Annotated in this window: 23 protein-coding genes; 8 read left to right on the plus strand and 15 right to left on the minus strand. The window is 59.7% G+C overall.

Annotation, left to right across the window (positions count from 1 at the left end; genetic code table 11):
• Positions 1-195: 195 nt before the first annotated feature.
• On the plus strand, positions 196-1,512 hold the full coding sequence (locus H7698_RS22210; RefSeq protein ID WP_442966317.1) for an MFS transporter: 1,317 nt from the start codon (positions 196-198) through the stop codon (positions 1,510-1,512).
• 45 nt (positions 1,513-1,557) lie between these two features.
• On the opposite strand, the gene H7698_RS22215 is transcribed toward H7698_RS22210, so the two are convergent.
• Both H7698_RS22215 and H7698_RS22220 read right to left on the minus strand, forming a co-directional pair.
• Positions 1,558-2,436: a DMT family transporter gene (locus H7698_RS22215; RefSeq protein ID WP_162439560.1), complete on the minus strand. Its 879-nt coding sequence runs from the start codon at positions 2,434-2,436 to the stop codon at positions 1,558-1,560.
• A 162-nt stretch (positions 2,437-2,598) separates the two neighbouring features.
• Positions 2,599-3,375: an IclR family transcriptional regulator gene (locus H7698_RS22220; protein ID WP_194692828.1), complete on the minus strand. Its 777-nt coding sequence runs from the start codon at positions 3,373-3,375 to the stop codon at positions 2,599-2,601.
• A 354-nt stretch (positions 3,376-3,729) separates the two neighbouring features.
• Here H7698_RS22220 and ypfJ (H7698_RS22225) point away from each other — a divergent pair, with 354 nt between their 5' ends.
• From ypfJ (H7698_RS22225) to H7698_RS22235, 3 genes are all read left to right on the plus strand, one after another.
• The gene (gene ypfJ / locus H7698_RS22225) at positions 3,730-4,572 is read left to right on the plus strand and encodes a KPN_02809 family neutral zinc metallopeptidase (RefSeq protein ID WP_194692829.1); all 843 of its coding nucleotides are present in this window, start codon (positions 3,730-3,732) and stop codon (positions 4,570-4,572) included.
• Positions 4,573-4,722: 150 nt separating this feature from the next.
• Positions 4,723-5,616 carry a KPN_02809 family neutral zinc metallopeptidase gene (gene ypfJ, locus H7698_RS22230; RefSeq protein ID WP_162439563.1) on the plus strand — a complete coding sequence of 298 codons (894 nt, stop codon included), beginning with the start codon at positions 4,723-4,725 and terminating at the stop codon, positions 5,614-5,616.
• Positions 5,617-6,576: an alpha/beta hydrolase gene (locus tag H7698_RS22235; protein ID WP_194692830.1), complete on the plus strand. Its 960-nt coding sequence runs from the start codon at positions 5,617-5,619 to the stop codon at positions 6,574-6,576. It abuts the gene before it with no gap.
• Between the two features lie 153 nt (positions 6,577-6,729).
• On the opposite strand, the gene H7698_RS22240 is transcribed toward H7698_RS22235, so the two are convergent.
• The 3 genes from H7698_RS22240 to H7698_RS22250 form a co-directional block, all read right to left on the minus strand.
• On the minus strand, positions 6,730-7,323 hold the full coding sequence (locus H7698_RS22240; RefSeq protein WP_162439565.1) for an HAD family hydrolase: 594 nt from the start codon (positions 7,321-7,323) through the stop codon (positions 6,730-6,732).
• Positions 7,320-8,189 (minus strand): acyl-CoA thioesterase II, encoded by an 870-nt coding sequence (gene tesB / locus H7698_RS22245; protein ID WP_162439566.1) that lies wholly within the window; start codon positions 8,187-8,189, stop codon positions 7,320-7,322. Before tesB ends, H7698_RS22240 begins: the two co-directional genes overlap by 4 nt.
• A gap of 106 nt (positions 8,190-8,295) precedes the next feature.
• Positions 8,296-8,865, minus strand: coding sequence for a GNAT family N-acetyltransferase (locus tag H7698_RS22250; RefSeq protein ID WP_194692831.1), 570 nt, complete (start codon positions 8,863-8,865; stop codon positions 8,296-8,298).
• Positions 8,866-8,949: 84 nt separating this feature from the next.
• Here H7698_RS22250 and H7698_RS22255 point away from each other — a divergent pair, with 84 nt between their 5' ends.
• Both H7698_RS22255 and H7698_RS22260 read left to right on the plus strand, forming a co-directional pair.
• On the plus strand, positions 8,950-9,870 hold the full coding sequence (locus tag H7698_RS22255) for a histone deacetylase family protein (protein WP_194692832.1): 921 nt from the start codon (positions 8,950-8,952) through the stop codon (positions 9,868-9,870).
• Positions 9,871-10,151: 281 nt separating this feature from the next.
• Positions 10,152-11,408, plus strand: coding sequence for a TIGR03862 family flavoprotein (locus H7698_RS22260; RefSeq protein WP_194692921.1), 1,257 nt, complete (start codon positions 10,152-10,154; stop codon positions 11,406-11,408).
• A gap of 43 nt (positions 11,409-11,451) precedes the next feature.
• On the opposite strand, the gene H7698_RS22265 is transcribed toward H7698_RS22260, so the two are convergent.
• From H7698_RS22265 to H7698_RS22285, 5 genes are all read right to left on the minus strand, one after another.
• Entirely contained in the window at positions 11,452-12,786 is a 1,335-nt protein-coding gene (locus H7698_RS22265; RefSeq protein ID WP_194692833.1) for a DEAD/DEAH box helicase, read from the minus strand.
• Between the two features lie 52 nt (positions 12,787-12,838).
• Entirely contained in the window at positions 12,839-13,765 is a 927-nt protein-coding gene (gene yedA, locus H7698_RS22270; protein ID WP_162439571.1) for a drug/metabolite exporter YedA, read from the minus strand.
• Between the two features lie 168 nt (positions 13,766-13,933).
• Positions 13,934-14,545, minus strand: a complete 612-nt coding sequence (locus H7698_RS22275; RefSeq protein WP_194692834.1) for a 3'-5' exonuclease — start codon at positions 14,543-14,545, stop codon at positions 13,934-13,936.
• A 22-nt stretch (positions 14,546-14,567) separates the two neighbouring features.
• Positions 14,568-15,047 carry a LabA-like NYN domain-containing protein gene (locus H7698_RS22280; protein WP_054616703.1) on the minus strand — a complete coding sequence of 160 codons (480 nt, stop codon included), beginning with the start codon at positions 15,045-15,047 and terminating at the stop codon, positions 14,568-14,570.
• Between the two features lie 141 nt (positions 15,048-15,188).
• Positions 15,189-15,944: a DUF2076 domain-containing protein gene (locus H7698_RS22285; RefSeq protein ID WP_194692835.1), complete on the minus strand. Its 756-nt coding sequence runs from the start codon at positions 15,942-15,944 to the stop codon at positions 15,189-15,191.
• A gap of 177 nt (positions 15,945-16,121) precedes the next feature.
• Here H7698_RS22285 and H7698_RS22290 point away from each other — a divergent pair, with 177 nt between their 5' ends.
• A complete protein-coding gene (locus H7698_RS22290; protein WP_194692836.1) occupies positions 16,122-16,796 on the plus strand; it encodes a YciC family protein in 675 nt (224 codons plus the stop codon).
• Between the two features lie 291 nt (positions 16,797-17,087).
• Positions 17,088-18,167 carry an endonuclease/exonuclease/phosphatase family protein gene (locus H7698_RS22295; RefSeq protein WP_194692837.1) on the plus strand — a complete coding sequence of 360 codons (1,080 nt, stop codon included), beginning with the start codon at positions 17,088-17,090 and terminating at the stop codon, positions 18,165-18,167.
• A 138-nt stretch (positions 18,168-18,305) separates the two neighbouring features.
• Here the strand turns inward: H7698_RS22295 and H7698_RS22300 are convergent, their stop codons facing one another.
• The 5 genes from H7698_RS22300 to H7698_RS22320 all read right to left on the minus strand — a co-directional run bounded on the left by H7698_RS22300 (position 18,306) and on the right by H7698_RS22320 (position 24,217).
• Entirely contained in the window at positions 18,306-19,142 is an 837-nt protein-coding gene (locus tag H7698_RS22300) for an ABC transporter ATP-binding protein (RefSeq protein ID WP_194692838.1), read from the minus strand.
• Positions 19,130-19,933 (minus strand): ABC transporter permease, encoded by an 804-nt coding sequence (locus H7698_RS22305; protein WP_162439577.1) that lies wholly within the window; start codon positions 19,931-19,933, stop codon positions 19,130-19,132. Before H7698_RS22305 ends, H7698_RS22300 begins: the two co-directional genes overlap by 13 nt.
• A 9-nt stretch (positions 19,934-19,942) precedes the next feature.
• The gene (locus H7698_RS22310; protein ID WP_194692839.1) at positions 19,943-20,929 is read right to left on the minus strand and encodes an ABC transporter substrate-binding protein; all 987 of its coding nucleotides are present in this window, start codon (positions 20,927-20,929) and stop codon (positions 19,943-19,945) included.
• Between the two features lie 392 nt (positions 20,930-21,321).
• Positions 21,322-22,692, minus strand: coding sequence for an aspartate aminotransferase family protein (locus tag H7698_RS22315; protein WP_194692840.1), 1,371 nt, complete (start codon positions 22,690-22,692; stop codon positions 21,322-21,324).
• Between the two features lie 34 nt (positions 22,693-22,726).
• On the minus strand, positions 22,727-24,217 hold the full coding sequence (locus H7698_RS22320) for an aldehyde dehydrogenase (protein WP_194692841.1): 1,491 nt from the start codon (positions 24,215-24,217) through the stop codon (positions 22,727-22,729).
• Between the last annotated feature and the right edge of the window lie 138 nt (positions 24,218-24,355).

The following is a 24,355-nucleotide window of genomic DNA, read 5'->3' on the forward strand; positions in this document are numbered from 1 at the left end:
AGTGTACTACCCGGTTAGTTTTTCGTTCGATTATCGAACACTATGGCCGTTGGTGAATTGACGATTTTTTGTCCACTGCGCAACATCAACTGCACATTGAGTCCGGTCATGAACCACCGGGCTCGGTAACCAACGACACAGCACACCCTATAAAAACAATCGGTGGCCTACATGATTCCTTCTCAGAGCTCTTCCATGGAGCGTCCCTCCATGACCCCTGCCAGCAGTGGTGTCGGCGACAAGATCCGCGGTGCCATGGCGGTCGGCAAGACCCGCTGGGGCATGCTGGCGCTGGTGTTTTTCGCCACCACCCTGAACTACATCGACCGTGCCGCACTGGGCGTGATGCAGCCGATCCTGGCCAAGGAAATGAGCTGGACGGCGATGGATTACGCCAATATCAATTTCTGGTTCCAGGTCGGTTACGCCATCGGCTTCGTGCTGCAAGGTCGATTGATCGACAAAGTCGGTGTTAAGCGCGTGTTCTTCTGCGCGGTGTTGCTCTGGAGCCTGGCCACCGGCGCTCATGGTCTGGCCACTTCGGCGGTCGGCTTCATGGTCTGCCGGTTCATTCTCGGACTGACCGAAGCCGCCAACTACCCGGCCTGTGTCAAAACCACGCGGCTGTGGTTTCCGGCCGGCGAACGCGCTGTGGCCACGGGCATTTTCAACGCAGGTACCAACGTCGGCGCGATGTTCACCCCCATGCTGCTGCCGCTGATCCTCCACGTGTGGGGATGGCAGGCCGCGTTCCTGTGCATGTCGGCATTGGGCGGGATCTGGCTGTTGTTCTGGGGTTTGAAGTATTTCAACCCGGAAGATCATCCGAGCGTTAAACAAACGGAACTCGACTACATCCAGAATGAAGTCGAGCCGGAACAAACCCGCGTACCTTTTTCGAAAATCCTGCGTATGCGCGGCACGTGGGCATTTGCCCTCGCTTATTCGATGACCGCGCCGGTGTTCTGGTTTTACCTTTACTGGCTGCCGCCCTTCCTCAACCAGCAATACAACCTGGGAATCAACGTCACCCAGATGGGTATCCCGTTGATCATCATCTACGTGACCGCTGACTTCGGCAGCGTGGGTGGCGGGATCCTGTCCTCGTTCCTGATCGGTCGCGGCATGAATTCCATCAAGGCACGCCTGTTGTCCATGTTCCTGTTCGCCTGCTGCATCGTCGGCGTGATCATGGCGGCGGGGTCCAGCAATCTGTGGGTCGCCGTGTTCGCGATCTCGTTGGCTATCGGTGCGCATCAAGCCTGGACCGCGAACATCTGGAGCCTGGTAATGGACTACACGCCCAAGCACATGATGAGCACCGTGTTCGGCTTTGGTGGGATGTGCGCAGCCATTGGCGGGATGTTCATGACCCAGTTGGTGGGCCATATCCTGACGGTGACGAACAACAACTACACCGTGCTGTTTACCATGATCCCGGCGATGTACTTCATCGCGCTGATCTGGATGTACTTCATGGCACCGCGCAAGATTCCGACTGTCACTGACTGATATTCCTTCCTCTTGCGGGCCTGATTCCAGGCCCGCTGTTCTACGTCACCGCTTGCGCTGCTGCCACACCGCGGCCAACCCGCTGCAGCAGATCACCGCGATCCCGACCACCGTGGTCAGGGTCGGCGTGTGAGAAAACAGCAGCCATCCCAACAAGCCTGCAAAGACGATCTGGCAATAGCCGAAAGGTGCCAACAAGGCCGGTGCGGCGTATCGGAATGCCTGGGTCAGCAACAGGTGAGCCGTCATCCCGCAGGCCCCGAGCGCCACCATCAAACACCCATGAAACAACGTGGGCACCTGCCAGAAAAACGGTACCAGCGCGCTCATCACCAAGGTGTTGCACAGACCGGCGAAAAAGTTGCTGGTCGTCGGGCTGTCGATTTCACTGAGCTTGCGCGTGAGCAATTGATAGAAGCAGAAGAACAGCGCCGAACACAAAGGCAGCAACACCGCCGGCGTGAACAACTCCCCACCGGGATGGACAATGATCAATACACCGATGAACCCGCAGATGACCGCGATCCATTGGCCACGGGTCACATGCTCTTTCAACAACGGCACCGACAGCGCAGTCACCAGCACCGGGGCGAGAAAGTTGACAGCCGTGGCTTCGGCCAAGGGGATGTATTGCAAGCCGGTGGTGAAAAACAGACTGGTGCCCAGCAGGCACAACGCCCTGACCAGCTGCAGCATCGGTCGCTTGGTACGCAGGACACGCAACCCCGATTGCGGCAGGAAAATACCCGCCATCAACAAGGTATGAACCACATAGCGGGCCCAGACCACCATGACGATCGGATAGAAACCCGACAGGTACTTCGACAAGGCGTCATGGCTCGAGAAGAGAAAGGTGGCGATGACGATCAGCAAAATCCCTTTCAAGGGATGGTTAACGCCGGAGAGCGGTGTGCTGACGGTCATGAATATCCCTTACGTCCTGAAATCAAAAACATCGCCGTATCGTCCTCTCGTGATTATCGTCAGGATAGATCCATCTCGACAATTTAGAACCTGATTCCATTTTCTTTCATGGACGTACGACGAAACTGTGCGAACAACGCACAGGTTTTTCCTCGCATCAGTCTAGCTAAACAACTCGGAGGCCAGACTCGCCGCCGACAACTCCTCTGTAAATCTCAGCAAGACCGGCGCCAATTCATGCAACCGCGCTCCCGGCATCCGCGCGCTGGGACCGGCGATGCTCAATACACCAATGACTCGCCCATCACCGGGATGGCGCACCACCGCCGCAATCGCCGACGTGCCCACGGCCGAGCTTTCCTCGACCCACGCATACCCTTGTTCCCGCGCCAGACGCAAGCGCTCCAGCAGTTCAATGTTGGAACGCGGTGCGTTCGGACCGAGATCCTTGGGTTGTTCCGCGCCTTGACGCTCGACCAGTGACAAGGCTTCGGCATCGCTCATGCACGCCAGCCACGCATGCCCGGAAGCCGTGTAAAACAGCGGCGCATCACGGCCCATGTCGGGGTCATAGCGCAGCCCGGACCGAGCGCCCTGGGCTTTGGCAATCCAGGTCTGGCGCTCGCCTTCGATCACGCCCAGGCGCACCAGTTCACCGGTCTCCTGGGCGAGGCGATCGAGCACAGGCTGGACGATATCGGCACCGCTGCTCGACAGATAACGAAACCCCATCGCCACCAGTTTGGTCGACAGCTGATAGCGCAGGTTCTCCGGGTTTTGCCGGACGTAACCCAATCGAATCAGTTCGGCGAGCAAGCGGTGCGTCGCACTTTTCGGGATGTCCAATTGCTCCGCGAGCAGCTGCAGGGGTACGCCGCGGGGGTCACTGGTGAGGCTCTCCAGGACGCTGAAAACTCGTTCGATCTGACTGCCGGCCATGGGGGGGGTCCAACGAAAAGATTTCGCTGATTCTAAAAGACAATGGGGTGAATGCGAAATCTGGAACCAGTTTCCGCTGACTTCCAAATGTTGGTAGTCCTGAAAAGCACCTTGTAGCAGCTGGCGAAGCCTGCGTTCGGCGGCGAAGCCGTCGTGAAATCAGGCGATGCGGTGTTTCAGGAAAATTTCGCGGTCAGGTTTTACGACTGCTTCGCCGCCGAACGCAGGCTTCGCCAGCTCCTACAGAGAACGTGTTTCGTCCCCTTACACATTCAGCCCGCACGCCCGGGCCGATGCGGTTATTCATGGACAGGGCGATTACCCGCCTTCATCAATCCATGAGAGACCACAACCATGTTATGGAACAAGGCAAGACGCAGCACCAACGTTAACGACACTCGCGAGGGCAAGGATGCCCGTAAACCTACAGGGTTAGTACTCGGCGCAGGACTGGCGTTCGCACTCACAGGCGCCGGCGTGTACACGGCGCTGAGTCCAACACAAGAAACGCCATCCGAGCAAAACACCTCGAGGTTCCCCGTACCCGCCGTCGACCCGCAATTGACGTTCGTTCAGGCCGTGCTGGGCGATACCGAAGATACCTGGAAGGACCTCTTTGCCCAAAAAGGGAAACTCTACCCCGAACCGACATTGACCCTGTTCGGCAACGGCGTGAATTCGGGATGCGGTTACGTCGGTTCCGGGGGCGGCCCGTTTTATTGCCCCACAAACAAACAGGTTTACCTCGATCTCGAATTTTTCCGAATTATGGCCGAACGCTATTCGGTGGCGGGCGATTTTGCCCAGGCCTACATCATCGCTCACGAGGTTGGTCATCATGTGCAGCTTGAGCTGGGCCTGTCCGAGCCCTTGGAGAAAGCCCTCAACGAAGACCGGCCCGTGATAGGTGACGGCGGCCTCGAGGTTCGCGGCGAACTGCAAGCCGACTGCCTGGCAGGAGTCTGGGCGCACCATGCACAAAAACGGCACGAGTGGCTGGAACCGGGGGATATCGACGTCGCGCTGAACGCCGCGTCAACCTTCGGCGACGACTACCTGCAGGCGCTGCGTAAAGGCAACGTGTTGCCTGAGACGTTCAGCCACGGCACCTCGCAGCAGCGCCAGCACTGGTTCACCCAAGGTTTTACCGTGGGTGCCATAGACGCCTGCGACACCTTTACTGCCGAGACCCTGTAATCCCCTTCGTCAGCTCAAATCGCTGATATCACCCCAGGCACAGAACCGCCGCGCCATAAGGCTGTCAGACGACCGGACTGGCGCGGCACCTGCTCACCAGCAACACTCATCACCACGCTTCTTCATCACGCAAGGAAAGAGGGTTCCCACATGCTATGGAAAAAAGGCCGACGCAGCGACAACGTGGTAGATGCCCGTGGAGATAATGTCGGCGGTGGTGGCGGTGGGATGCGCTTTGGTGGCGGCAAAGGTTTGAGCCTGACGGCAATCATCTTGATTGTCGGCATCGGCTGGATCACGGGGCAGGATCCCTTGCAGATACTCGGGCAACTGACCGGGCAGATGAGTGAGCAATCGGCACCGGCGACCACCCAGACGCGCAAGGCGCCACCGGCCAATGATGAGAGTGCCGAGTTCGTGCGCTCGATTCTGGGTGATACCGAAGATACGTGGGGCCAGATTTTTCAGCAGGCGGGACGGCAGTATAAAAACCCGACGCTGGTATTGTTCAGCAACCGCGTCAACTCGGCGTGTGGTTTGGCGACGTCGGCGACCGGCCCGTTTTATTGCCCGGCAGACCAGAAGGTTTACCTGGACATGAGCTTCTTCCAGGAAATGTCCCAACGCTTTTCCGCAGCCGGCGACTTTGCTCAGGCTTATGTGATCGCTCACGAAGTCGGGCACCACGTTCAGACGTTGCTCGGGGTGTCGGCGAAAATTCAGGCTGCGCGCCAGCAAGGTCGACAGATGGAAGGTGACGGCGGCTTATTGGTCCGTCAGGAGCTTCAGGCCGATTGCCTGGCCGGTGTCTGGGCGAACAATGCACAGAACCGCCTTAACTGGCTCGAGCCAGGTGATATCGAAGAAGCCTTGAACGCCGCCAACGCCATCGGCGACGACCGCTTGCAACAGCAAGGCCAGGGTCGCGTGGTGCCGGACTCGTTTACCCATGGCACGTCAGCGCAAAGGGTGCGCTGGTTTAAAACTGGATTTGCACAAGGCCAGGTTGGCCAGTGCGATACCTTTGCGGCGAAAAATCTGTAAATGAAAAATTGGCTGTTGATGCTGTTGTTTACCTGCGCAAGTACCCTGGCCGCCGAGCATGGCGTGAAAGAAATCAGCCCCGGGCGATTGTTGTTGAAAGAGGGTGAGATGGCCGTCGGCATTGGCCCGGCGCCCGCGAAGATTGAACGCGTGCTGATCATCCTGCATGGTCGGTTACGCAATGCTGAAACCTATCGCCAGAGCGGCGAACACGCAGCCGAACTGGCCGGACAAACGTCCACCACGCTCGTGGTCGCCCCCCAGTTCCTCAACGAAACAGACCTCGCCCTGCACCCATTGCCCGACACCGTGTTGCGTTGGCAGGGCAATGAGTGGATGGCGGGCGGTTTATCCACCGCGCCGTTTCCTCTCGGTTCCTACGCAGCGCTCGACCAAATCATCGGCCGGTTTGCCGACCGTCGACAGTTCCCAGACGTGAAGGAAATCATTATTGCCGGGCACTCCGGCGGTGCTCAGGTGGTGCAACGGTATGCCTTGCTGAGCAGCGATCAACCGGACCTGGAAGCGGCCGGCGTGCACGTGCGTTACGTGATCGCCAATCCTTCTTCCTATGCGTATTTCGATGAGCGACGGCCCGTGGCGTTCAACCACGCGGGCTGCCCGGGTTTCAATCGCTGGAAGTATGGGCTCGCGGATTTGCCTGCTTACGCACAAACACAAACCCCCGCGACGCTTGCGCAGCAATACGCCAAACGAGACATCGTTTACCTGTTGGGCCAGCAGGACACTGATCCGAATCATCCGGCGCTGGACAAGGGGTGTGAGGCGAAAGCTCAGGGCCCGAATCGGCTGATGCGCGGGCGCAATTATTTCGAGTACTTGAAGCGCGAGCATCCTGAGGGGCTGAACCAGCAGCTGATCGAGGTGCCCGGGGGTGGGCATGATGGGGATGGGATGTTTACGTCACCGGAGGGGCTGAAGGTGTTGTTTGGTCAATAAACAATGGCGCCCAGGTTGACGCCATCGCTAGCAGGTCGAATCGTCGCACCGTAGCTCCCACAGGGTTCTGTGTTGAATGACAGACCTGAGGTTGACCCAGTCAATGTGGGAGCGGGCTTGCCCGCGAAAGCGGTGGCAGCGACGACCCATCACTTAAACTGAAAGCATCTGCCTGAGTTCAACACAATCCGCCGCATGCCAGTCCGTCAACTCCGGCCACGGATTGTCCGGCAGGTTCACCAACACCGTCCGCGCCCCCGCAGCCCGGCCGCAATCCAGATCAAAGCGGTAATCGCCCACCATCACCATCTCGCTGGCCGGCACGTTCCAGGCTTCAGCCAGTTTCAGCAACCCGCCGGGATGAGGTTTCGGTGGCGCTTCATCGCGCCCCAGCACATCCTCCACCGCGAAACAGTCCGCCAGGCCGATGGCCTCCAGCGTTACGTGCGCCAGTTCCCGCGCGTTACGCGTAAGGATACCCAGACGGTAGCCGCGTCCTGCCAGTTCACGCACCAGTTCCACCGCGCCCGGCGCTGGTGTTGAACCTAGCGCCAGATCACGTTCGTGCTCCAGCAGCCACGCATGTTTCGTGGCCGCTTCCTCAGCCGGCAGCGCGGCAAGGTGGGTCAGGATGTCGTCCTCGGCCGGGATCGACAGCGCCACACGAATCGCCGCGAAGTCGTGCACGGCCACGGTCAGGGTGCCGTCCATGTCGAACACCCAGTTCCGCACCTCGCCCAGACTCATGCCCAATCCTTGCGGTAGCGAATCAGGCCTTCCTGCGTGACCGACGCCACCAGTTGCCCGGCGCGGTTGAACACGCTGCCACGGGTAAATCCACGGGAATTACCGGCCCACGGGCTGTCCATCGCGTAAAGCAACCAGTCATCGGCGCGCAGATCCGCGTGGAACCACAGCGCGTGGTCCAGGCTGGCGACCTGCATGTCCTTGTGCCAGACCGATTTGCCATGGGGCTGCATCGAGGTGGTCAACAAGCCGAAATCCGACGCGTAGGCCAACAGGTATTTATGCAATGCCGGCGAATCGGCCAAGGCACCGTCGGCGCGAAACCAGACGTACTTGATCGGATCCGACGGTGTCGGGTTGTAGGGGTCTTTCTCGGTAATCGGCCGGAATTCGATGGGCTTGGGGCACAACAGTTTTTCGCGCATGTGTTCCGGGATCAGGTGCGCACGCTGCTGGGCCAATTCGAGTTCTGAAGGCAAGTTTTCCGGGCCGACCACGACCGGCATCTCGGCCTGGTGCTGGAAGCCTTCTTCGTCATATTGAAACGACGCGCTGCAGGTGAAAATCGGGTTGCCCTTCTGAATCGCCGTCACCCGGCGCGTACTGAAACTGCCACCGTCACGCACCCGGTCCACCTGGTAAACCACTGGCAGCGCGGAATCCCCCGGACGCAGAAAATAGCCGTGCATCGAATGCACATGGCGCGCTTCTTCTACCGTCTGACTGGCCGCCGACAGCGACTGACCGATGACCTGACCGCCGAACAACTGGCGAAAGCCCAAATCCTGACTGCGGCCACGGAACAGGTTTTCCTCGATCGGCTCCAGGGTCAGCAGGTCGACCAGATCATCCAACACTTGGCTCATTCAGACTCTCCTAACACAACGCAATGCCGCGCAGTCTTGGCTGCGGCGGTCGATTCAATTTCTGGCCAGCGCCATTATGGGAGCCATTGTAAACATCCCGGCCGGCTTAGCCATGCAAGGTTTGCAGCCATTGTTCACGGGTGATGCGGTACAGCATATGGTGACGCAGCGGATGGCCGACGGCGAGCTTGGGATGCTCAAAGTCATCGGCTGAATCATGGTGCATGCCGATGGCCTGCATGACTTTCTCCGACGGCAGATTGGATTGCGCGGTGAAGGCCACGACTTCTTTCAGTGCCAATCGGTCAAACCCGCAGCGCAGAGCGGTCCAGGCCGCTTCACTGGCATAACCCAGCCCCCAGTGTTCACGCGCCAGGCGCCAGCCGATCTCGATAGCTGGCGTGAAAGGCGCGTCGAACCCGACCACGCCCAGCCCGGTAAAACCGATAAAAGCACCCGTGTCCTTGCGCTGCAGCGCCCAGAGGCCGAAACCATGCTCGGCAAAATGTCCACGAATGCGACCGATCAACGAGGCGCTTTCCAGCCGACTCAAGGGCGCTGGAAAATAACGCATCACTTGTGGGTCGGCGCACATCGCCGCAAATCCCGGCAAATCCTCATCGCGCCATTGTCGCAACAGCAGACGTGCGCTCTCGAGTTCCAGTATCGGCTCCATCGTGCTCCCCCTTTCGATGCCTCAAGTTTACATCGCTGGTAGGATCCTTCATTCATTCCTACACGCGTCCAAGATAAATCAGCCATGCCCCTGCCGTTGATCTACCACGAAGACTACAGTCCCGAGTTCCCGGCGGATCACCGCTTTCCCATGGATAAATTTCGCCTGCTGCGCGATCACCTGGTAGACAGCGGGTTGACCCGGGACGCCGACCTGTTGCGTCCGGAACTCTGCCCGCCAGAGATTCTCGCCCTCGCTCATGACCCTGCGTATATCGAACGCTACATGGGTGGCGAGTTGTCCCGTGAAGACCAGCGGCGTCTCGGCCTGCCCTGGAGCGAAGCCTTGGCCCGACGGACGATACGGGCGGTTGGCGGTTCACTGCTGGCGGCCGAGCAGGCGCTGGAACACGGATTGGCCTGCCACCTGGCGGGCGGCACACACCATGCGCATTACGATCACCCTGCCGGTTTCTGCATCTTCAATGACCTGGCCGTCATCAGCCATTTCCTACTACAAAGCGGTCGGGTGAACCGGGTGTTGATCTTCGATTGCGATGTGCATCAGGGCGACGGGACGGCGCGGATCCTGCACAACACCCCTGAAGCGGTCACCGTTTCCCTGCACTGCGAGAAGAACTTTCCTGCACGCAAAGCTGAAAGCGACTGGGACATTCCCTTGCCAATGGGCATGGGCGACGCTGATTACCTGAAAGTCGTCGACGATGCGCTCAACTATTTACTGCCGCTGTACCAACCCGACCTGGTGTTGTACGACGCCGGCGTCGATGTGCATAAGGATGACGCGCTCGGCTACCTGAAGCTGACAGACGAAGGCGTCGCCGCACGGGACGAAAGCGTGATGCGGCATTGCCTCGGCAGGGATATTCCGGTGGTCGGGGTAATCGGCGGCGGCTACAGCAAAGACCGCAAGGCCCTGGCGCGTCGACACGGGATTCTGCACCACAGCGCGCAACGGGTCTGGCTGTCATCAGGGTGTCATTGAGCTGTGGATGCTTTACCCACAATGCCTGTGGAGCTGCCTGTGGATAACCTGAGTGAAAGGGACTGCAGGCCTTGATGTGTATAGCCTGCAAAGTAGTGGTTGTTTTTTGATCAGCTTTCAGAACAACCCCATTCCCTGTGGGAGCTGGCTTGCCAGCGATGAAAGTTGCACATCCAGCATCTTCGATAACCGGCAGACTGCTATCGCTGGCAAGCCAGCTCCCACAGGGAATATGTGCTGATAGAATGCGCGCCTTATTCCGCCACACCGCAGCGCTCGCCATGACCAAACCATCGCCCTCCTCTTCCTCTCATGTCGCCATCATCGGCGGCGGCCCCGCTGGGCTGATGGCGGCCGAAGTACTGAGCCAGGCCGGGATCAAGGTCGACCTGTACGACGGCATGCCTTCGGTAGGGCGAAAATTCCTGTTGGCCGGGGTCGGCGGCATGAACATCACCCATTCCGAAGCTTACCCGGCGTTTCTCTCCCGTTATGCCGAACGCGCTCCGCAAATCGCCCCACTGCTGCGCTCATTCGGTGCTGATGCCCTGTGCCAGTGGATTCATGATCTGGGCATCGAAACCTTTGTCGGCAGTTCGGGCCGCGTGTTTCCTACCGACATGAAAGCCGCTCCCCTGCTGCGCGCCTGGCTCAAGCGCTTGCGCGAGGCTGGCGTAGTTATCCACACCCGCCACCGCTGGTTGGGCTGGGACAACAGCGGCAGCTTGCGCATCGACAGCCCCGAAGGCGAAAAAACCATTAAACCCGACGCCACCTTGCTGGCACTGGGCGGTGGCAGCTGGTCGCGCTTGGGTTCCGATGGTGCGTGGATGCTGCCACTTGAACAGCGCGCTGTCGGTCTGGCGCCTCTGCAGCCGAGTAATTGTGGCTTCGAGGTGCAGGCCTGGAGTGATTTGATGGTCAGTAAATTCGCTGGCGCGCCGCTGAAAAATATCGCCATTGGCCTCAATGACGACGTCCCGCGGCTTGGCGAATGCGTGATTACCGCGACCGGGATTGAAGGCAGCTTGATCTATGCCCTGTCGGCTCCGACCCGTGAAGCCATCAATCAGCACGGCTCAGCGACCCTTCACCTGGACCTGTTGCCGGGCCGGCCTGTGGATAAAGTCCAGGCTGCACTGGATAAACCACGGGGCTCACGCTCCCTGTCCAAACACCTGCACAGTCAGCTCGGGATTGATGGCGTAAAAGCGGCGCTGTTGCGAGAACTCACACCGACTGAGACGTTTGCCGATATGGCGCTGCTGGCCAAAGCGATCAAAGCGCTGCCACTGACCCTGGTGAAAACCCGCCCACTGGACGAGGCCATCAGCAGTGCGGGTGGTGTGTTGTTCGAAGCGATGGATGAACGCTTGATGCTCAAGCAAGTGCCTGGCGTGTTTTGCGCGGGGGAAATGCTCGATTGGGAGGCGCCGACCGGGGGCTATCTGCTGACGGCGTGTTTCGCCAGTGGGCGTGCGGCGGGGTTGGGGATGGTGGACTGGCTCAAGGGCAGCGGCAAGCCTGCTGCGTTTTGATCGTTCCCACGCAGAGCGTGGGAACGATCACTCAAACAGCGAATTAAGGCTTCTTCTTACGCGGCCCGGTATTGAACACCGGCACTTTTCGCACAGGCTTGATCGAAGGTTCCGGCGCCGAAGCATCCCCACTCTCGACCCACTTGCCCAGGTTGCGCTTGCCGCCGCCGGAGGTTTTTGGCTTCTTCGGCTTTTTCGGTTTCTTCACGACCTGACCGCTGGCATCAGTGTCCGGCACGCGGTGTTCAGGTTCGAAATCGTGCTCCACCTGCCGAGGCAATGTCTGACGCGTCAGCGTTTCAATGGCCGACAGCAGATTCACTTCATCCGCGCAGACCAGCGAAATCGCCTGCCCGGTTGCACCCGCACGACCGGTACGACCAATGCGGTGAATGTAGTCTTCCGCCACGATCGGCAGGTCGAAGTTGACCACCAACGGCAAATCTTCGATATCCAGACCGCGGGCCGCCACGTCGGTGGCCACCAGGATCTGTACTTCACTGGCCTTGAAACGGTCCAGTGCGCGCTGGCGCGTCGCCTGTGGTTTATCCCCGTGGATGCCGTCGGCGTTGATGCCCAGGCCCTGGAGTTTTTCCACCAGCGCGTCCACGCCGTTACGGGTTTTCGCGAACACCAGGACCTGCTTCCACTTGCCCTTGCGCAGCAAATGGATGAACAGTTCCGGCTTGCGCTTTTTGTCGACCGTCACCACCCACTGCTTGACCGTGTTGGCGGCAACGTTGCGCGGGCTGACCTCGATGGTCAGAGGGTCGTTGAGCATTTGCCCGGCCAACAAACGGATGGCGTCGGAGAAGGTCGCGGAAAACAACAGCGTCTGACGTTGTTTCGGCAGCACGCGGTAAATATTCCCCAGCTCTTCCGAAAAACCCAGATCGAGCATGCGGTCAGCTTCGTCAAGAATCAGGGTTTGCAGCTGATTGAACTTGAGGGCCTTCTGGCGATACAGGTCGAGCAAACGACCCGGGGTCGCCACCAGCACGTCGACACCTTTGCGCAGCTTCATCATCTGCGGGTTGATGCTGACGCCGCCGTATACCGCGTAAGTGCTCAACGGCAGATTCTCGGCGTACTGACGCACGGCTTCGTGAACCTGTTCCGCCAATTCACGAGTCGGCACCAGGATCAGCGCGCGCACCGAGTTTGACGCCACTTTCGGCCCTTCCATGGCCAGCAATTGCAGGAGTGGCAGCGCGAAACCGGCGGTCTTGCCTGTCCCCGTCTGGGCGGCGGCCATCAGGTCGCGACCGGCCAGCACCGCTGGAATGGCTTGCGCCTGAACCGGCGTCGGGGTCTGGTAGCCGAGCGTATCAAGAGAGCGCAGCAAGGGTTCGATCAGGCCAAGGGTGGCGAAAGTCATGGGATTACCGTAGGAAAATTCAGCGCGGTTGTGCAATGCCGCGCAGTTTACCCTAATTCACGCGGGATTCTGTCGGCACCGCTGCAGCGGGTTTGACCGGAGCCCGTCGCCACTGCGGCAACCCGATCAGGACCACGGCGCTGATGATCACGGCCATGGCCAACGCTTCTTCAATTCCGATGGTCTCACCGACAAACACAATCCCGAGCAATACCGCGACCGCCGGGTTCACGTAGGCATAGCTTGTAGCCGCCGCTGGCCGCACGTTTTTCAACAGGTACATGTACGCGTTGAACGCGATGATCGAGCCGAAGAAGATCAGATAAGCCAGGGCCACCCAACCTTCAACCGGTGGCAGGCTTTCCAGGCGTTCGCCGCTCACGGCGCTGCCGATCAACAACACAACGCCGCCCACCAGCATTTCCACCGCGCTGGCCATCGCGCCCTGAGGCAACGGCAGGTGTCTGCTCCAGACCGACCCAAAAGCCCAGGCCGCTGCGGCGAAGACCAGCAACGCTGCGCCCGTCGGGCTCGATTGCAGGTTGGAGCCGAGGTTCAACATGCCAATGCCGATCAACCCGAGCACAATCCCGGCCCATTCGAGACGGGTATTTCGCGCGCCCCAGAAGTATCCGCAGAGCAAGGTAAACAAGGGCACCGTCGCCACTGCCAACGCGGCAACACCCGAAGCAACGCCTGTATGTTCGGCAATACTGACCGCACCGTTACCACAGCTCAGCAGCAATATTCCGATGATGCCCGCCGCTTTCCACTGCGCCCACGTCGGTGCAGGTGCCCCGCGCCAGCGCAGGAACGCGTACATCAGCGTGCCCGCAATCACGAAGCGAATACCGGCGAGCAGCAGCGGCGGCCAGTATTCCACGCCGATTCGAATCACCAGGTAGGTCGAACCCCAAATCACGTACAGCGCGAAAAAGGCGGCGATCAATGGTAAAGGGAAGCGACGTAAGCCAGGCATGGGGCAGCTCGAAGGCAAGACAAAAGAACGGTTATTCTAGAAAGGCCAATGGGTAAAAATAAGTTACAAAACCGGTTTTTCGCACCGGTACACTTTGAAAATACGTGTAGGAGTCAGGAGTTCGAGAATTCGAGGGATCAAGCGTTCAGCATATTTACGGTGTTCCCGTCAGAACCCGCGATGCCGCTTCAAATGCTCATTGATCTTCGCCGCCGGCACTTTCTGCAAACTGCACAGCAAATCATGAGACAACTCCCGCAGCCCATGCTTCTGCCGTAATTCCTGGGCCAGGTGCGCCGTCAGGTTGGCCGCCATTTCGGCATCAGCCATGGCCCGGTGAGCCTCCCCCGTGTGGGGCAGTTGCGCGAAGGTGGTGAGGGTGCCGAGTTTATGGTTCGGCGCCGCGGGCATCAGACGACGGGCGAGCAGCAGTGAACAGGCAAAGTTCTGCAAGCGGGTGCGCTTGATGCGCCCCATCTCGAAATCCCAGAACTTCTGGTCGAACGCCGCGTTGTGCGCTAACAGAGGCGTGATGCCAACGAACTCGTTGACTTCATTCATCACTTTCTCGGCCGAGGGTGCGGTGCGCAACATGGCGTTGCTGATGCCGGTGAGTTGTTCGATGAATCCCGGCACGCGCACGCCGGCGTTCATCAGGCTCTGGTAACGCTCGACGATGCGCCCCTGTTCAAGGATCACCACGGCGATTTCCGTGGCCCGGCAACTGCTGCTCGGTGAGATCCCGGTGGTTTCAAAGTCGATGACTGCTATGCGTTCCAAACCTGTTTCAACTCCGTAAAAATCAATTCTTGAGCAGCAATGCGCCTTCGATCGGCACATAGCGGCTGGCGGCGCGGATCAGCGAGTTGGCGGTCAGGCCAGGCACGCCGTAAGCCACGGCTTGCACGCCATGCTTGCTGATGATGCGCTCGAGCAGCATGTCGAAATCACCGTCGCCGGAAGCCAAAACGACTTCGTCGACGTGATCGGCGGCGTCCATGATATCGAGGGTGATGCCCACGTCCCAATCACCCTTGGCCGAGCCGTCGCTGCGCTGGATGTAGGGTTTCAGCTTCACGACGAAGCCCAGGTTGCGCAGGATCTGCTGGAACTGCTGCTGTTTGCTGTCGCCACGATCGATCGCGTAGGCATAGGCCTCGACAATCTCGCCCTGCTTGCTGATATCAGCCCACAGCGCGGCGTAGTTGAAGTGGCAACCATAAGCCTGACGCACGGTGTAATAGAGGTTCTGGACATCGGCGAACACTGCGATTTTTTTCACCGTTCATCCTCGTTCGCGCGCAGACGCGCAGGCTGGATCAGGCACCAGGCCCGAAAGGGAGCCCAGTATGCCAGCACGAAGGAATGTTCCGCGAATAATCAGCCATGCGGCGAGGGAGGTTGCCCCCTCGCCGCAACGGAATCAGACGAAGGAGTCGTCATCTGCGCCAAAGAATGACGAACTGTCGTCACTGTAATCAGCATCGGCATAACCGCCCTGATCACTGGCGCTGTTGTCAGCGACACGCTGGTCATCGCCCCAACCATTGTCGCCGCCGCTCTGATCGTTGACCTGAGCCGGTTCTTCCTTGATCACTTCAACCACTTCGGGCTGCTTATTGTGATTGAACAGGCTGCTGATGCCTTGTGCCAGCATCACGCCACCCGCCACGCCGGCTGCCGTTTTCAGGGCGCCGCCAAGAAAACTGCCACCCGCCGGCTGCTGCGCGGCGTAATTCTGCTGAGGGGGTGCAGCACCGAAGTTTTGCTGAGCGGGCTGCGAATTGAACGAAGGACGCGCCGGCTCACGCCAGCCTCCACTGCTCGAAACCGGTGCCGATTGAGTGGGCGCTGGCTGCGTATCACGGGAACCACCGCCAAAGATGCTCGACAGGAAGCCACCACTCGCCGGTGCTGAGGGCTGTGCTTTGGCTTGCTGCAGCTCGGCCTGCAATTGCTGGACTTGCTGGGTGAGTTGCTTGTTCTGCTGGTCGAGGCTCTTGAGGGCTGCCTCTTGCACCAGAATCGCCTGGGTCATGAAATAGCCTGCTGCGGGCTGGCGAGTCAGGTGTTCCTTGATCCGCGCCTCGGCCTGAGCGTCACGCGGGGCTGAATCCGTTTCGGCCTGCTGCAGCCGGGAAAACAGTCCATCGATCAGGGTTTGTTCTTCGCTGTTCATGGCGACCTCGTAGATTGCCGGGAATTTCGTCGTCTCATCCACTGTGGATAAGCTGCTCACTGGTAATGGAGGCTGATACAGGATGTTTCAATGACCTTTACCGAACGTTTACGTTTGCGCCCCCCAGCGCATCATCGGTTAAAGTGAGCCACTGCTTTCAACCTGCGATACCGACTGATGAATTCCTTCGATGTACTGCGTGACTCTCTGTATTTCTTCAAGCGCAATCTGGGCCAGATCGTGCGGCTGTGCCTGCCGCTGGTGATCTTCGAGGCGCTGTTGCAACAAGTCGTTGACTACTCCACTGAGCCGGACAGCTTTCCTGGCATCAGCGTGATCGTCGGTTTGTTGATCTACCCGCTCTACACCGCCGCACTGATCCTGTTTCTCGACGCCCGCAGTCGTGGCGAATCGCCGCGCACCCGTGACCTGCTGGCAATGTCTGCGACACTGTGGCCGCGTTTCGCCCTGCTGACGGCCCTTAACACGCTGCTGATCCTGCTCGGCTTGTCGCTGTATTTCCTGCCAGGCATCTGGCTGATGGTGACCCTGGCCTTCGGCGAATACCTGCTGGTGCTGCGTGGATTGGCCCCGCTTGCCGCCATGAAGGAAAGCCTGCGCCTGACACGGGGACATTTCCTGAGAATCCTGGTGTGCATCCTGTGTGTGATGGGCCCGTTGTGGGTACTCAAGGGCGCGACACTGACGATCTACCCGGACCCGCAAAACCCTGTCATTTCACTGCTGATCGACAGCGCCCACAGCTTCCTGCAACTGTTCACCAGCGTGGTGCTGTTCCGTTTGTTCATGTTGATCAGCGAACAACCGGCCAAAACCGATGGGCCGCTGTAACTGACGCCGCAGCCCTCTGCGTTGACTGACACCGCGCCACCTGGAGCAGCTGGCGTCCGATTGAGATGTGGCGAGGGGATTTAGCGAACGTCGCACCGCCCCGTTCGGCTGCGCAGCAGTCGTAAAGATTTTGGGGCCGCTGCGCGACCCAACGGGGATAAATCCCCTCGCCACAACGGGTTTCGTTAGCTGCTACAGGGGGGAACGCTATTTGCGTAGACATCCTTGGGATTACGCCCGACGCTCGGTTATGCTCGGGCTCATCTTTTGTAACGCGATAAAAGCCGAGTCATGACCCGTCTACTGCGCTACACCTTGCTGGGCCTGCTGATCGCGATCGCCCTGGTCGCCCTGCTGATCTACAACCTGACCTGGCGCCCCGAGGCCAAGGAAATGTTGCCCGTCAGTTGCAACGCACAGGCCCCCACGCTGGTGCCTGGCCAAGCGCTGAAGATAATGACCTGGAACGTCCAGTACCTGGCAGGCAAGCGCTATGTGTTCTGGAACGACCTGGCCCAAGGCAATGACGAAAATCCCACGCCCGAAGACATGGCATTCAGCCTCGATGAAGTGGCGCGGGTGATCCGTGACGAGCAGCCGGACATTGTGCTGTTGCAGGAGCTGGATGACGGGGCCAAAGCCAGCGACTACCAGAACCAGCTCAAACTGCTCCAGGAACGGCTCGCCGACCTTTACCCCTGCAGCGCCCACGCATTTGACTGGAAGGCCGAATTCGTTCCCGAGCCCCGCATCTTTGGCGCCGTCGGCCGGCAACTCGCCACCCTCAGCCGCTACCAGATCGAACACGCCGAACGCCTGCAATTGCCCATCGAGCCCGCCAACTTCATCAGCCGTCAGTTCAAACCGAAAAACGCTCTGCTGGTCACGTATCTGCCGCTAAGCGATGGCGGCCAGATCGCCGCGCTCAATACGCATCTGGACCGCGCCACCCAACCGGATGAAAGGCTGCAAGACCAGGTGACCGCCGTGGGCAAGGTGCTCGACCGATACGAAAGCCGAGGCACCCCATGGCTGATTGGCGGTGATTTCAATCTGTTGCCGTTGGGTCAATTCCAACGCCTGCCCAACGAACAACGCACGCCCTACTCCGCCGACAGCGCGCTGCATCTGCTGTGGGACAAATACCCGATGATCCCCACCAACAACGAAGCCAGCGGTGCCGACCGGGCGCTGTGGCTGACGCATTACCCGAACGATCCGGGCTTGAACGGCCCGGACCGGACGGTTGATTACCTGTTCTACAGCCCGCGAATCAAACGGGTCGAGGCCATGGTGAGGCAGGACGATACGTTGCGCATTTCCGATCACTTGCCAGTGATTGCGCGGTTTCTGTTGCCCGCAGCACCGTAAGCTCTGGCTAAACACAAAACCTGTAGGAGTGAGCCTGCTCGCGATAGCGGTGGATCAGGCACCCTATACATCGCCTGGAAAAAAGCCATCGCGAGCAGGCTCACTCCTACAGGGGGAATTGTGCACAACCGGTTCGGTTCAATGCGCCTCCTCCAGCTCATCATGCAGCAACCCGAAAATCTCGCGTTTCATCTCGATAAACGAGCGTTCCATGACCATGTCCAGGTGGCGTGGGCGTTCGATCGGTACATCCAGAATCTGCTTGATGCGCCCCGGCCGCGCGCCCATCACATAGACCCGATCCCCCAACAGAATCGCCTCGTCGATATCGTGAGTCACGAACAGCACGGTTTTTTTGCTGTTGCCCCAGACCCGCAATAACAGCTGCTGCATTTGCAGGCGCGTTTGGCTATCAAGGGCGCCGAAAGGTTCGTCCATCAGCAGAATCTGCGGATCGTTGGCCAGCGCCCGAGCAATCGCCACACGTTGCATCATGCCGCCGGACAGCTGCTTGGCGTAGTTGTCGGCAAAGCCGGTCAGGCCCACTTCATTGACGTAGTAGTCGACGATTTCCTTGCGCTGCGCGGTCGCCATACCACGCCGTTTGAGACCGAATTCGACGTTCTGGCGCACGGTCAGCCAGGGGAACAGGGTGTAGCTCTGGAACACCATGCCGCGGTCCGCACCCGGCCCCTGCACTTGCTGGCCGCCCACGTAGATCTCGCCTTCGGTGGGTTCGTTGAGCCCGGCGGTGAGGTACAACAGGCTCGACTTGCCACAGCCTGACGGCCCGACCAGCACCGCGAATTGTTGATCGGGCACCTCGAACGACACCTTCTCCAGCGCGGTAAACATCCCGCCGTCGGGCTTCTGGTAGCGCAGACTGACCTTGTCCACTTGCAACCGTGGCGCGGCCTGTACCGGAGCCGACTGGGACGTGACGAAACGAGGGTTGACTGCGGTTACTGAGCCCATGCGGCGATCCTCAGACGTAGGAAGCGGAACAGTTGATCGGTGAACAGGCCCAGCAGGCCGATGATCGCGATAGCCAGGAAGATCACGTCAACCTGAAAGCCGCGCATGGCTTTGAGACTCAGGTAACCCAGGCCACTGGACGCCGCCACCAGCTCGGCGACCACCAGGTAAGTCCAGGCCCAGCCCATGGTCACGCGCAAGGTGTCGAGGACACCGGGCAACGACGCTGGCGCGATCACGTGGAGCACCGCATCGCGGCGATTTGAACCGAGGGTGTAGGACGCGTTGATCAGGTCCTTGGAGATGCCTTTCGACACGTCAGCGATCATCACCAGTTGCTGGAAGAACACGCCGAAGATGATCACCGAAACCCGTTGCTCCAGGCCGATGCCGATCCACAGAATGAACAGCGGCACGAACGACGTCACCGGCAGGTAGCGAATGAAATTGACCATCGGTTCGAGGAACGCTTGAACGATGCGGAAGCTGCCCATCAGCAACCCCAGCGGCACGGCCACCAGCGACGAGATAATAAACCCGACCATCACCACTTCGAGACTGGCCCACACATGCAGACCGAGGGTGCCGTCGCGGCTCAGGCGCACGGCGGCTTCAACCACCGCACCCGGTGTCGGCAGGAACATCCCCGGTACCACACCGCCGTAAGACAAGCCGGCCCACAAGCCCACCAACAACACCCAGGCCAGCCCACTGGCGCTCCAGATCACCTGCACCGGCAGACCGGTCTTGGGCGTGATGCAGCGGCTCAGCCATGAATTGCGCTTGAACATGCGAACCTCCTACAGCGGGGTGACGAAGCGGTTGTCGATCAGATCGTCATTGCTGACGTTGTAGGGTTTGCCCTGCAATTCACTGGCGGTTTCGTTGGCCAGTTTGATCAACGCTTCGCTGTCGCCCGGCGCACCCGGCGCGCCCAGGAGTTTCTCGCTCATCGCTTGATCGTAGAACCGCACGCCTTTCGCGGCGGCGGCCAGTTCCTTTGGATCGGCCAGGTAACCACCGACGCCCTTGGCCATGATCTTGTAGGCTTCTTCCGGATTATCCTTGGTGTACTGGACGGCCTTGTACAAACCAGCGACCAGCGCCTTGACGTCTTCCGGCTGCTTCTCGATGACCGAACAGTTGAGCGCCACCACGTCGACGATCACACCCGGAGTGCTGCTGCTGTCGATCAGCACCTTGCCTTGCTGTTTGCTGCGCACCATCGACAGATGCGGTTCCCACGTCACGGCAGCCGGCACGCGCCCGGCGATGAACGCGGTGGCGGCATCGTCAGCCGTCATGTTCTGCACGGTGATGTCGCTCATGGTCATGCCGTGTTTCTTCAGCAGATAAGACAACCAGAACTGGGACGTCGACCCTTCGTTCACTGCCACCGCTTTGCCTTTGAGCTCCTGCAGACTCTTGACGTCCTTGCCCACCAGCACGCCGTCGCCACCATGGCTGTCGTCCAGTGCAGCCACGGCCTTGAAGCAAAATTGCGGACGGTATTTCAGCACTTCGTCGATGGTCGACGCCGATCCCGACAACTCGCCGGAAGCCTGCGCGGCCATGTACATGGAGGCTTCTTCGACGACGGGCAATTCGACGGTCAGGCCGTTTTCCTTGAAGTAACCCAGGTCCCGGGCCAGGTAGAGCGTGCCGTAGCCCACCCAGGTGGTGTGACCGATAGACAGGGTGCCGGCCTGGGCGCTGGTGGCGACCGTGGCGGCAATGGCGGTGAGCGCCAGTGGATGGGCGAGACGGGTAAGCAAGGACTTGATCATGGAGCACTCCCAAAGCTGTTGATTTAGTTTTGATGGGCAGTACGGCCAGCGGCTCTGGACATCAGCTGTCACCTCGGGTCTCTGATGGACCTTGCGGTGGGCAGCATCGGGCTGACTGGCGAAGTCGATGTTGGCCCAGTGCGGGGAGAAGGAAAATTAGGAAATATGTCGCCGGGAGTGATGAAAAAACTGGGTAGCGTGCCCGGTAAAAGGGCGGTGTTGGAGGGGGTGCACGGGGTGGGTGCAAAAGATTAGATAGGGTGTGAATCGCCAATAGCTATCGCGGGCAAGCCCGCTCCCACAGTGTGCGTGTTGGCCTCAAAATCCGGCACTTACACAAATCTGTGGGAGCGGGCTTGCCCGCGATTGAGGTCCGCAAGAGCGATAAAAGATCAGAGCCGGCCGTATTCCTGCGCCGTACGATCGAGCGCTTTCAAGGTCTTGCCCACCAATTCATCAATTTCCTCACGACTGGCAATCAACGCCGGCGCCATGATCATCCGCCCCAACGTCGAGCGAATGATCACCCCTTCTTCAAAGCCAATCGTGCGGCAACGCCAGGCAATGTCGTTCTCATTGGCGAAGCGCTTGCGGCTGGTCTTGTCCTCGGCCAGTTGCAACGCCGCGACCATGCCCACGCCTTGAATATCACCCACCAACGGGTGATTGCCGAACACCTCGCGCAAGCACTGTTGCAGGTACGGGCCGATGTCATCCTTGACGCGCGTGACCACGCCTTCATCGCGCAATGCCTTGAGATTGGCAATCGCCACCGCCGCCGCCACCGGGTGTCCGGAATAGGTCAGGCCGTGGGCAAACACCCCGCCCTGTTCCACCAGCACCTGGGCCATTTTCTTCGACAGGATCAACCCGCCCATGGGGATGTAGCCGGAGGTCAAACCCTTGGCGATGGACAAGGTGTCCGGTTCAAAACCGAAGTACTCATGGGCGAACCATTCGCCGGTACGACCGAAGCCGCCGATCACTTCATCAGCACACAACAGCACGTCGTATTGGCGGCAGATGCGCTGGATTTCCGGCCAGTAACTTTCCGGTGGAAAGATCATGCCGCCCGCTCCCTGGAACGGTTCGGCGATGAAGCCCGCGACCTTGTCCGCTCCCAGTTCGAGAATCTTCGCTTCCAGTTGCTGCGCCGCTCGCAGGCCGAATTCCGCCGGCGTGAGATTGCCCTCATGGGCGAAGAAATACGGCTCGTCGATGTGTTCGATGTCCGGGATCATGCCGCCCATTTCATGCATGAATTTCATCCCGCCCAGCGCCGTCGCGGCCAGGGTAGAACCGTGGTAGCCGTTCCAGCGACCGATCATGATTTTCTTCTCGGGTTTGCCGAGCACCTGCCAGTAACGGCGCACGGTGCGGATCAGCACCTCGTTGGCCTCAGACCCGGAGTTGGTGTAGATCGCGTGGCTGTAGTGCCCCGGCAACAGGCTGAACAGCAGCTCCGAGAGCTCGATCACCTGCGGGTGGGTGGTGTGGAAAAACATGTTGTAGTACGGCAATTGCTCAAGCTGCCGGGTCGCCGCCGCAGCCAGATCCTTGCGCCCGTAACCGAGATTGGTGCACCACAACCCAGACATGCCATCCAGGTAACGCCGACCATCGTTGTCCCACAGATGCAGACGCTCACCGCGGACCATCACGCGCGGTCCTTCGTCGTTCAGGGCTTTTTGATCGACGAAGGCGTGGATGTGGTGCGCAGCGTCGGCGGCCTGATAGTCGCGGGTTTCACGTGGTGTGGTCATCGCCAGTTCTCCGTTTTGTTGTGAGCGGCTGTTATCAGCGCAGCTGAAACCAGGTGGTCTTCAGCTGGGTGTATTTATCGAATGAGTGCAGCGACAGGTCACGGCCGAATCCCGACTGTTTGCCGCCACCAAAAGGCACCGTCACGTCCAGCGCATCAACGCTGTTGACCGACACCGTGCCCGCTCGCAATTGTCGCGCCACGCGGTGGGCGCGGTTGAGGTCGTCGGTCCACAGCGAAGCCGCCAGACCGTAGACGCTGTCGTTGGCCAGTTGCAAGGCCTGTGCCTCGTCATCGAACGCCGTCACCGCCAGCACCGGGCCGAACACTTCATCGCGAAACAGCGGCATGTCCGGGCGCACACCGGTGAAGATCGTCGGTTGAATGAAGTTGTCGGAACCGTTGAAGATCGACTGGCGACCGCCACACACCTTCGTCGCGCCCTGGCGTCCGGCCTGTTCGATAAACGTCATGATGCGCGCGGTCTGGCGGCTGTCGACGATCGCTCCGGCGCTGCTCGACGGGTCCAGTGGATCCCCCGGTAGCCAGCGTTCAGCCTGGGCTTTGAGGCGCTCGACAAAGGCGTCGTGAATCGAGCGCTCGACTAACAACCGCGAGTTGGCCGAGCATACTTCGCCCTGATTGAAGAAGATCCCGAACGCGGCTTTCTCGGCGGCCAGATCAAGGTCCTGGCAATCGGCGAACACCAGGTTGGCGCTCTTGCCGCCGCACTCCAGCCACACCTGTTTCAGGTTCGATTGCGCGGAATACTGCATGAAGTATTTGCCGACTTCCGTGGACCCGGTGAACACCAGGCAATCGACGTCCGGGTGCAAGCCGAGGGCTTTACCGGTCTGCTCGCCAAGCCCGGGCAACACGTTGAGCACGCCTGCTGGCAAGCCGGCTTCCAGCGCCAGTTCGGCCAGACGCAGGGCAGAAAAGGGTGATTGTTCAGCGGGTTTGAGGATCACCGAATTACCCGCCGCCAGCGCCGGCGCCAGTTTCCATGCCGCCATGTCCAGCGGGAAGTTCCACGGCACGACGGCCGCGACCACGCCCAACGCTTCACGGGTGATCGTGGCGAGGACGTTTTGCGCGCTGGGGGCGATCTGATCGTAGAGTTTGTCGAGGCTCTCGGCGTACCAGCGGAACACTCCGGCGGCGCCGGGGACGTCAATGTTGTAGGCATCCATTACCGGCTTGCCCATGTTCAGCGAATCCAGCAGTGCCAGTTCTTCACGATAGGTCATGAGCAGGTCAGCCAAACGCAGCAGCACTTGCTTGCGCTCAGCCGGTGATCGGCACGACCACGTGCCGGCCTCGAACACCTGCCGTGCATTACGCACCGCCGCGTCTACCTCTGCTTCGCCGCACGCGGTCACGTTCGCCAGGCACTGGCCGGTGGCCGGATTGATTGCCGCAAAGGTCTGCCCTGTCTGTGCCGTACCGTGTTTACCGTCGATGACGGCCTGATCGGGAAACCGCAGGGCAGCGGCTTTATTTTGCCAATATGCAAGCTCGAACACGTTCAGACGCTCCAAAGGCTTTCTTGTGCCCTGGATGTTGGCTCAGGTACGAGTCCAGCAAAAATAGTAAAAATGTCTTCGCAGACGATAAAAAAACGGGGTAGTCATTCTCCCCAGCCGGGTTGCTTGTGGTTATTG

Source organism: Pseudomonas sp. p50(2008) (assembly GCF_015351605.1).
Taxonomy (GTDB): domain Bacteria; phylum Pseudomonadota; class Gammaproteobacteria; order Pseudomonadales; family Pseudomonadaceae; genus Aquipseudomonas.

Coding starts and splice junctions, on each gene's coding strand:
- H7698_RS22260 (WP_194692921.1), top strand. CDS start 10,152: ATGACCAAACCATCGCCCTCCTCTTCCTCTCATGTCGCCATCATCGGC.
- ypfJ (WP_194692829.1), top strand. CDS start 3,730: ATGTTATGGAACAAGGCAAGACGCAGCACCAACGTTAACGACACTCGC.
- H7698_RS22315 (WP_194692840.1), bottom strand. CDS start 22,692: ATGACCACACCACGTGAAACCCGCGACTATCAGGCCGCCGACGCTGCG.
- H7698_RS22290 (WP_194692836.1), top strand. CDS start 16,122: ATGAATTCCTTCGATGTACTGCGTGACTCTCTGTATTTCTTCAAGCGC.
- ypfJ (WP_162439563.1), top strand. CDS start 4,723: ATGCTATGGAAAAAAGGCCGACGCAGCGACAACGTGGTAGATGCCCGT.
- tesB (WP_162439566.1), bottom strand. CDS start 8,189: ATGAGCCAAGTGTTGGATGATCTGGTCGACCTGCTGACCCTGGAGCCG.
- H7698_RS22255 (WP_194692832.1), top strand. CDS start 8,950: ATGCCCCTGCCGTTGATCTACCACGAAGACTACAGTCCCGAGTTCCCG.
- H7698_RS22305 (WP_162439577.1), bottom strand. CDS start 19,933: ATGTTCAAGCGCAATTCATGGCTGAGCCGCTGCATCACGCCCAAGACC.
- yedA (WP_162439571.1), bottom strand. CDS start 13,765: ATGCCTGGCTTACGTCGCTTCCCTTTACCATTGATCGCCGCCTTTTTC.
- H7698_RS22210 (WP_442966317.1), top strand. CDS start 196: ATGGAGCGTCCCTCCATGACCCCTGCCAGCAGTGGTGTCGGCGACAAG.
- H7698_RS22215 (WP_162439560.1), bottom strand. CDS start 2,436: ATGACCGTCAGCACACCGCTCTCCGGCGTTAACCATCCCTTGAAAGGG.
- H7698_RS22300 (WP_194692838.1), bottom strand. CDS start 19,142: ATGGGCTCAGTAACCGCAGTCAACCCTCGTTTCGTCACGTCCCAGTCG.
- H7698_RS22235 (WP_194692830.1), top strand. CDS start 5,617: ATGAAAAATTGGCTGTTGATGCTGTTGTTTACCTGCGCAAGTACCCTG.
- H7698_RS22240 (WP_162439565.1), bottom strand. CDS start 7,323: ATGAGTCTGGGCGAGGTGCGGAACTGGGTGTTCGACATGGACGGCACC.
- H7698_RS22220 (WP_194692828.1), bottom strand. CDS start 3,375: ATGGCCGGCAGTCAGATCGAACGAGTTTTCAGCGTCCTGGAGAGCCTC.
- H7698_RS22295 (WP_194692837.1), top strand. CDS start 17,088: ATGACCCGTCTACTGCGCTACACCTTGCTGGGCCTGCTGATCGCGATC.
- H7698_RS22285 (WP_194692835.1), bottom strand. CDS start 15,944: ATGAACAGCGAAGAACAAACCCTGATCGATGGACTGTTTTCCCGGCTG.
- H7698_RS22265 (WP_194692833.1), bottom strand. CDS start 12,786: ATGACTTTCGCCACCCTTGGCCTGATCGAACCCTTGCTGCGCTCTCTT.
- H7698_RS22250 (WP_194692831.1), bottom strand. CDS start 8,865: ATGGAGCCGATACTGGAACTCGAGAGCGCACGTCTGCTGTTGCGACAA.
- H7698_RS22310 (WP_194692839.1), bottom strand. CDS start 20,929: ATGATCAAGTCCTTGCTTACCCGTCTCGCCCATCCACTGGCGCTCACC.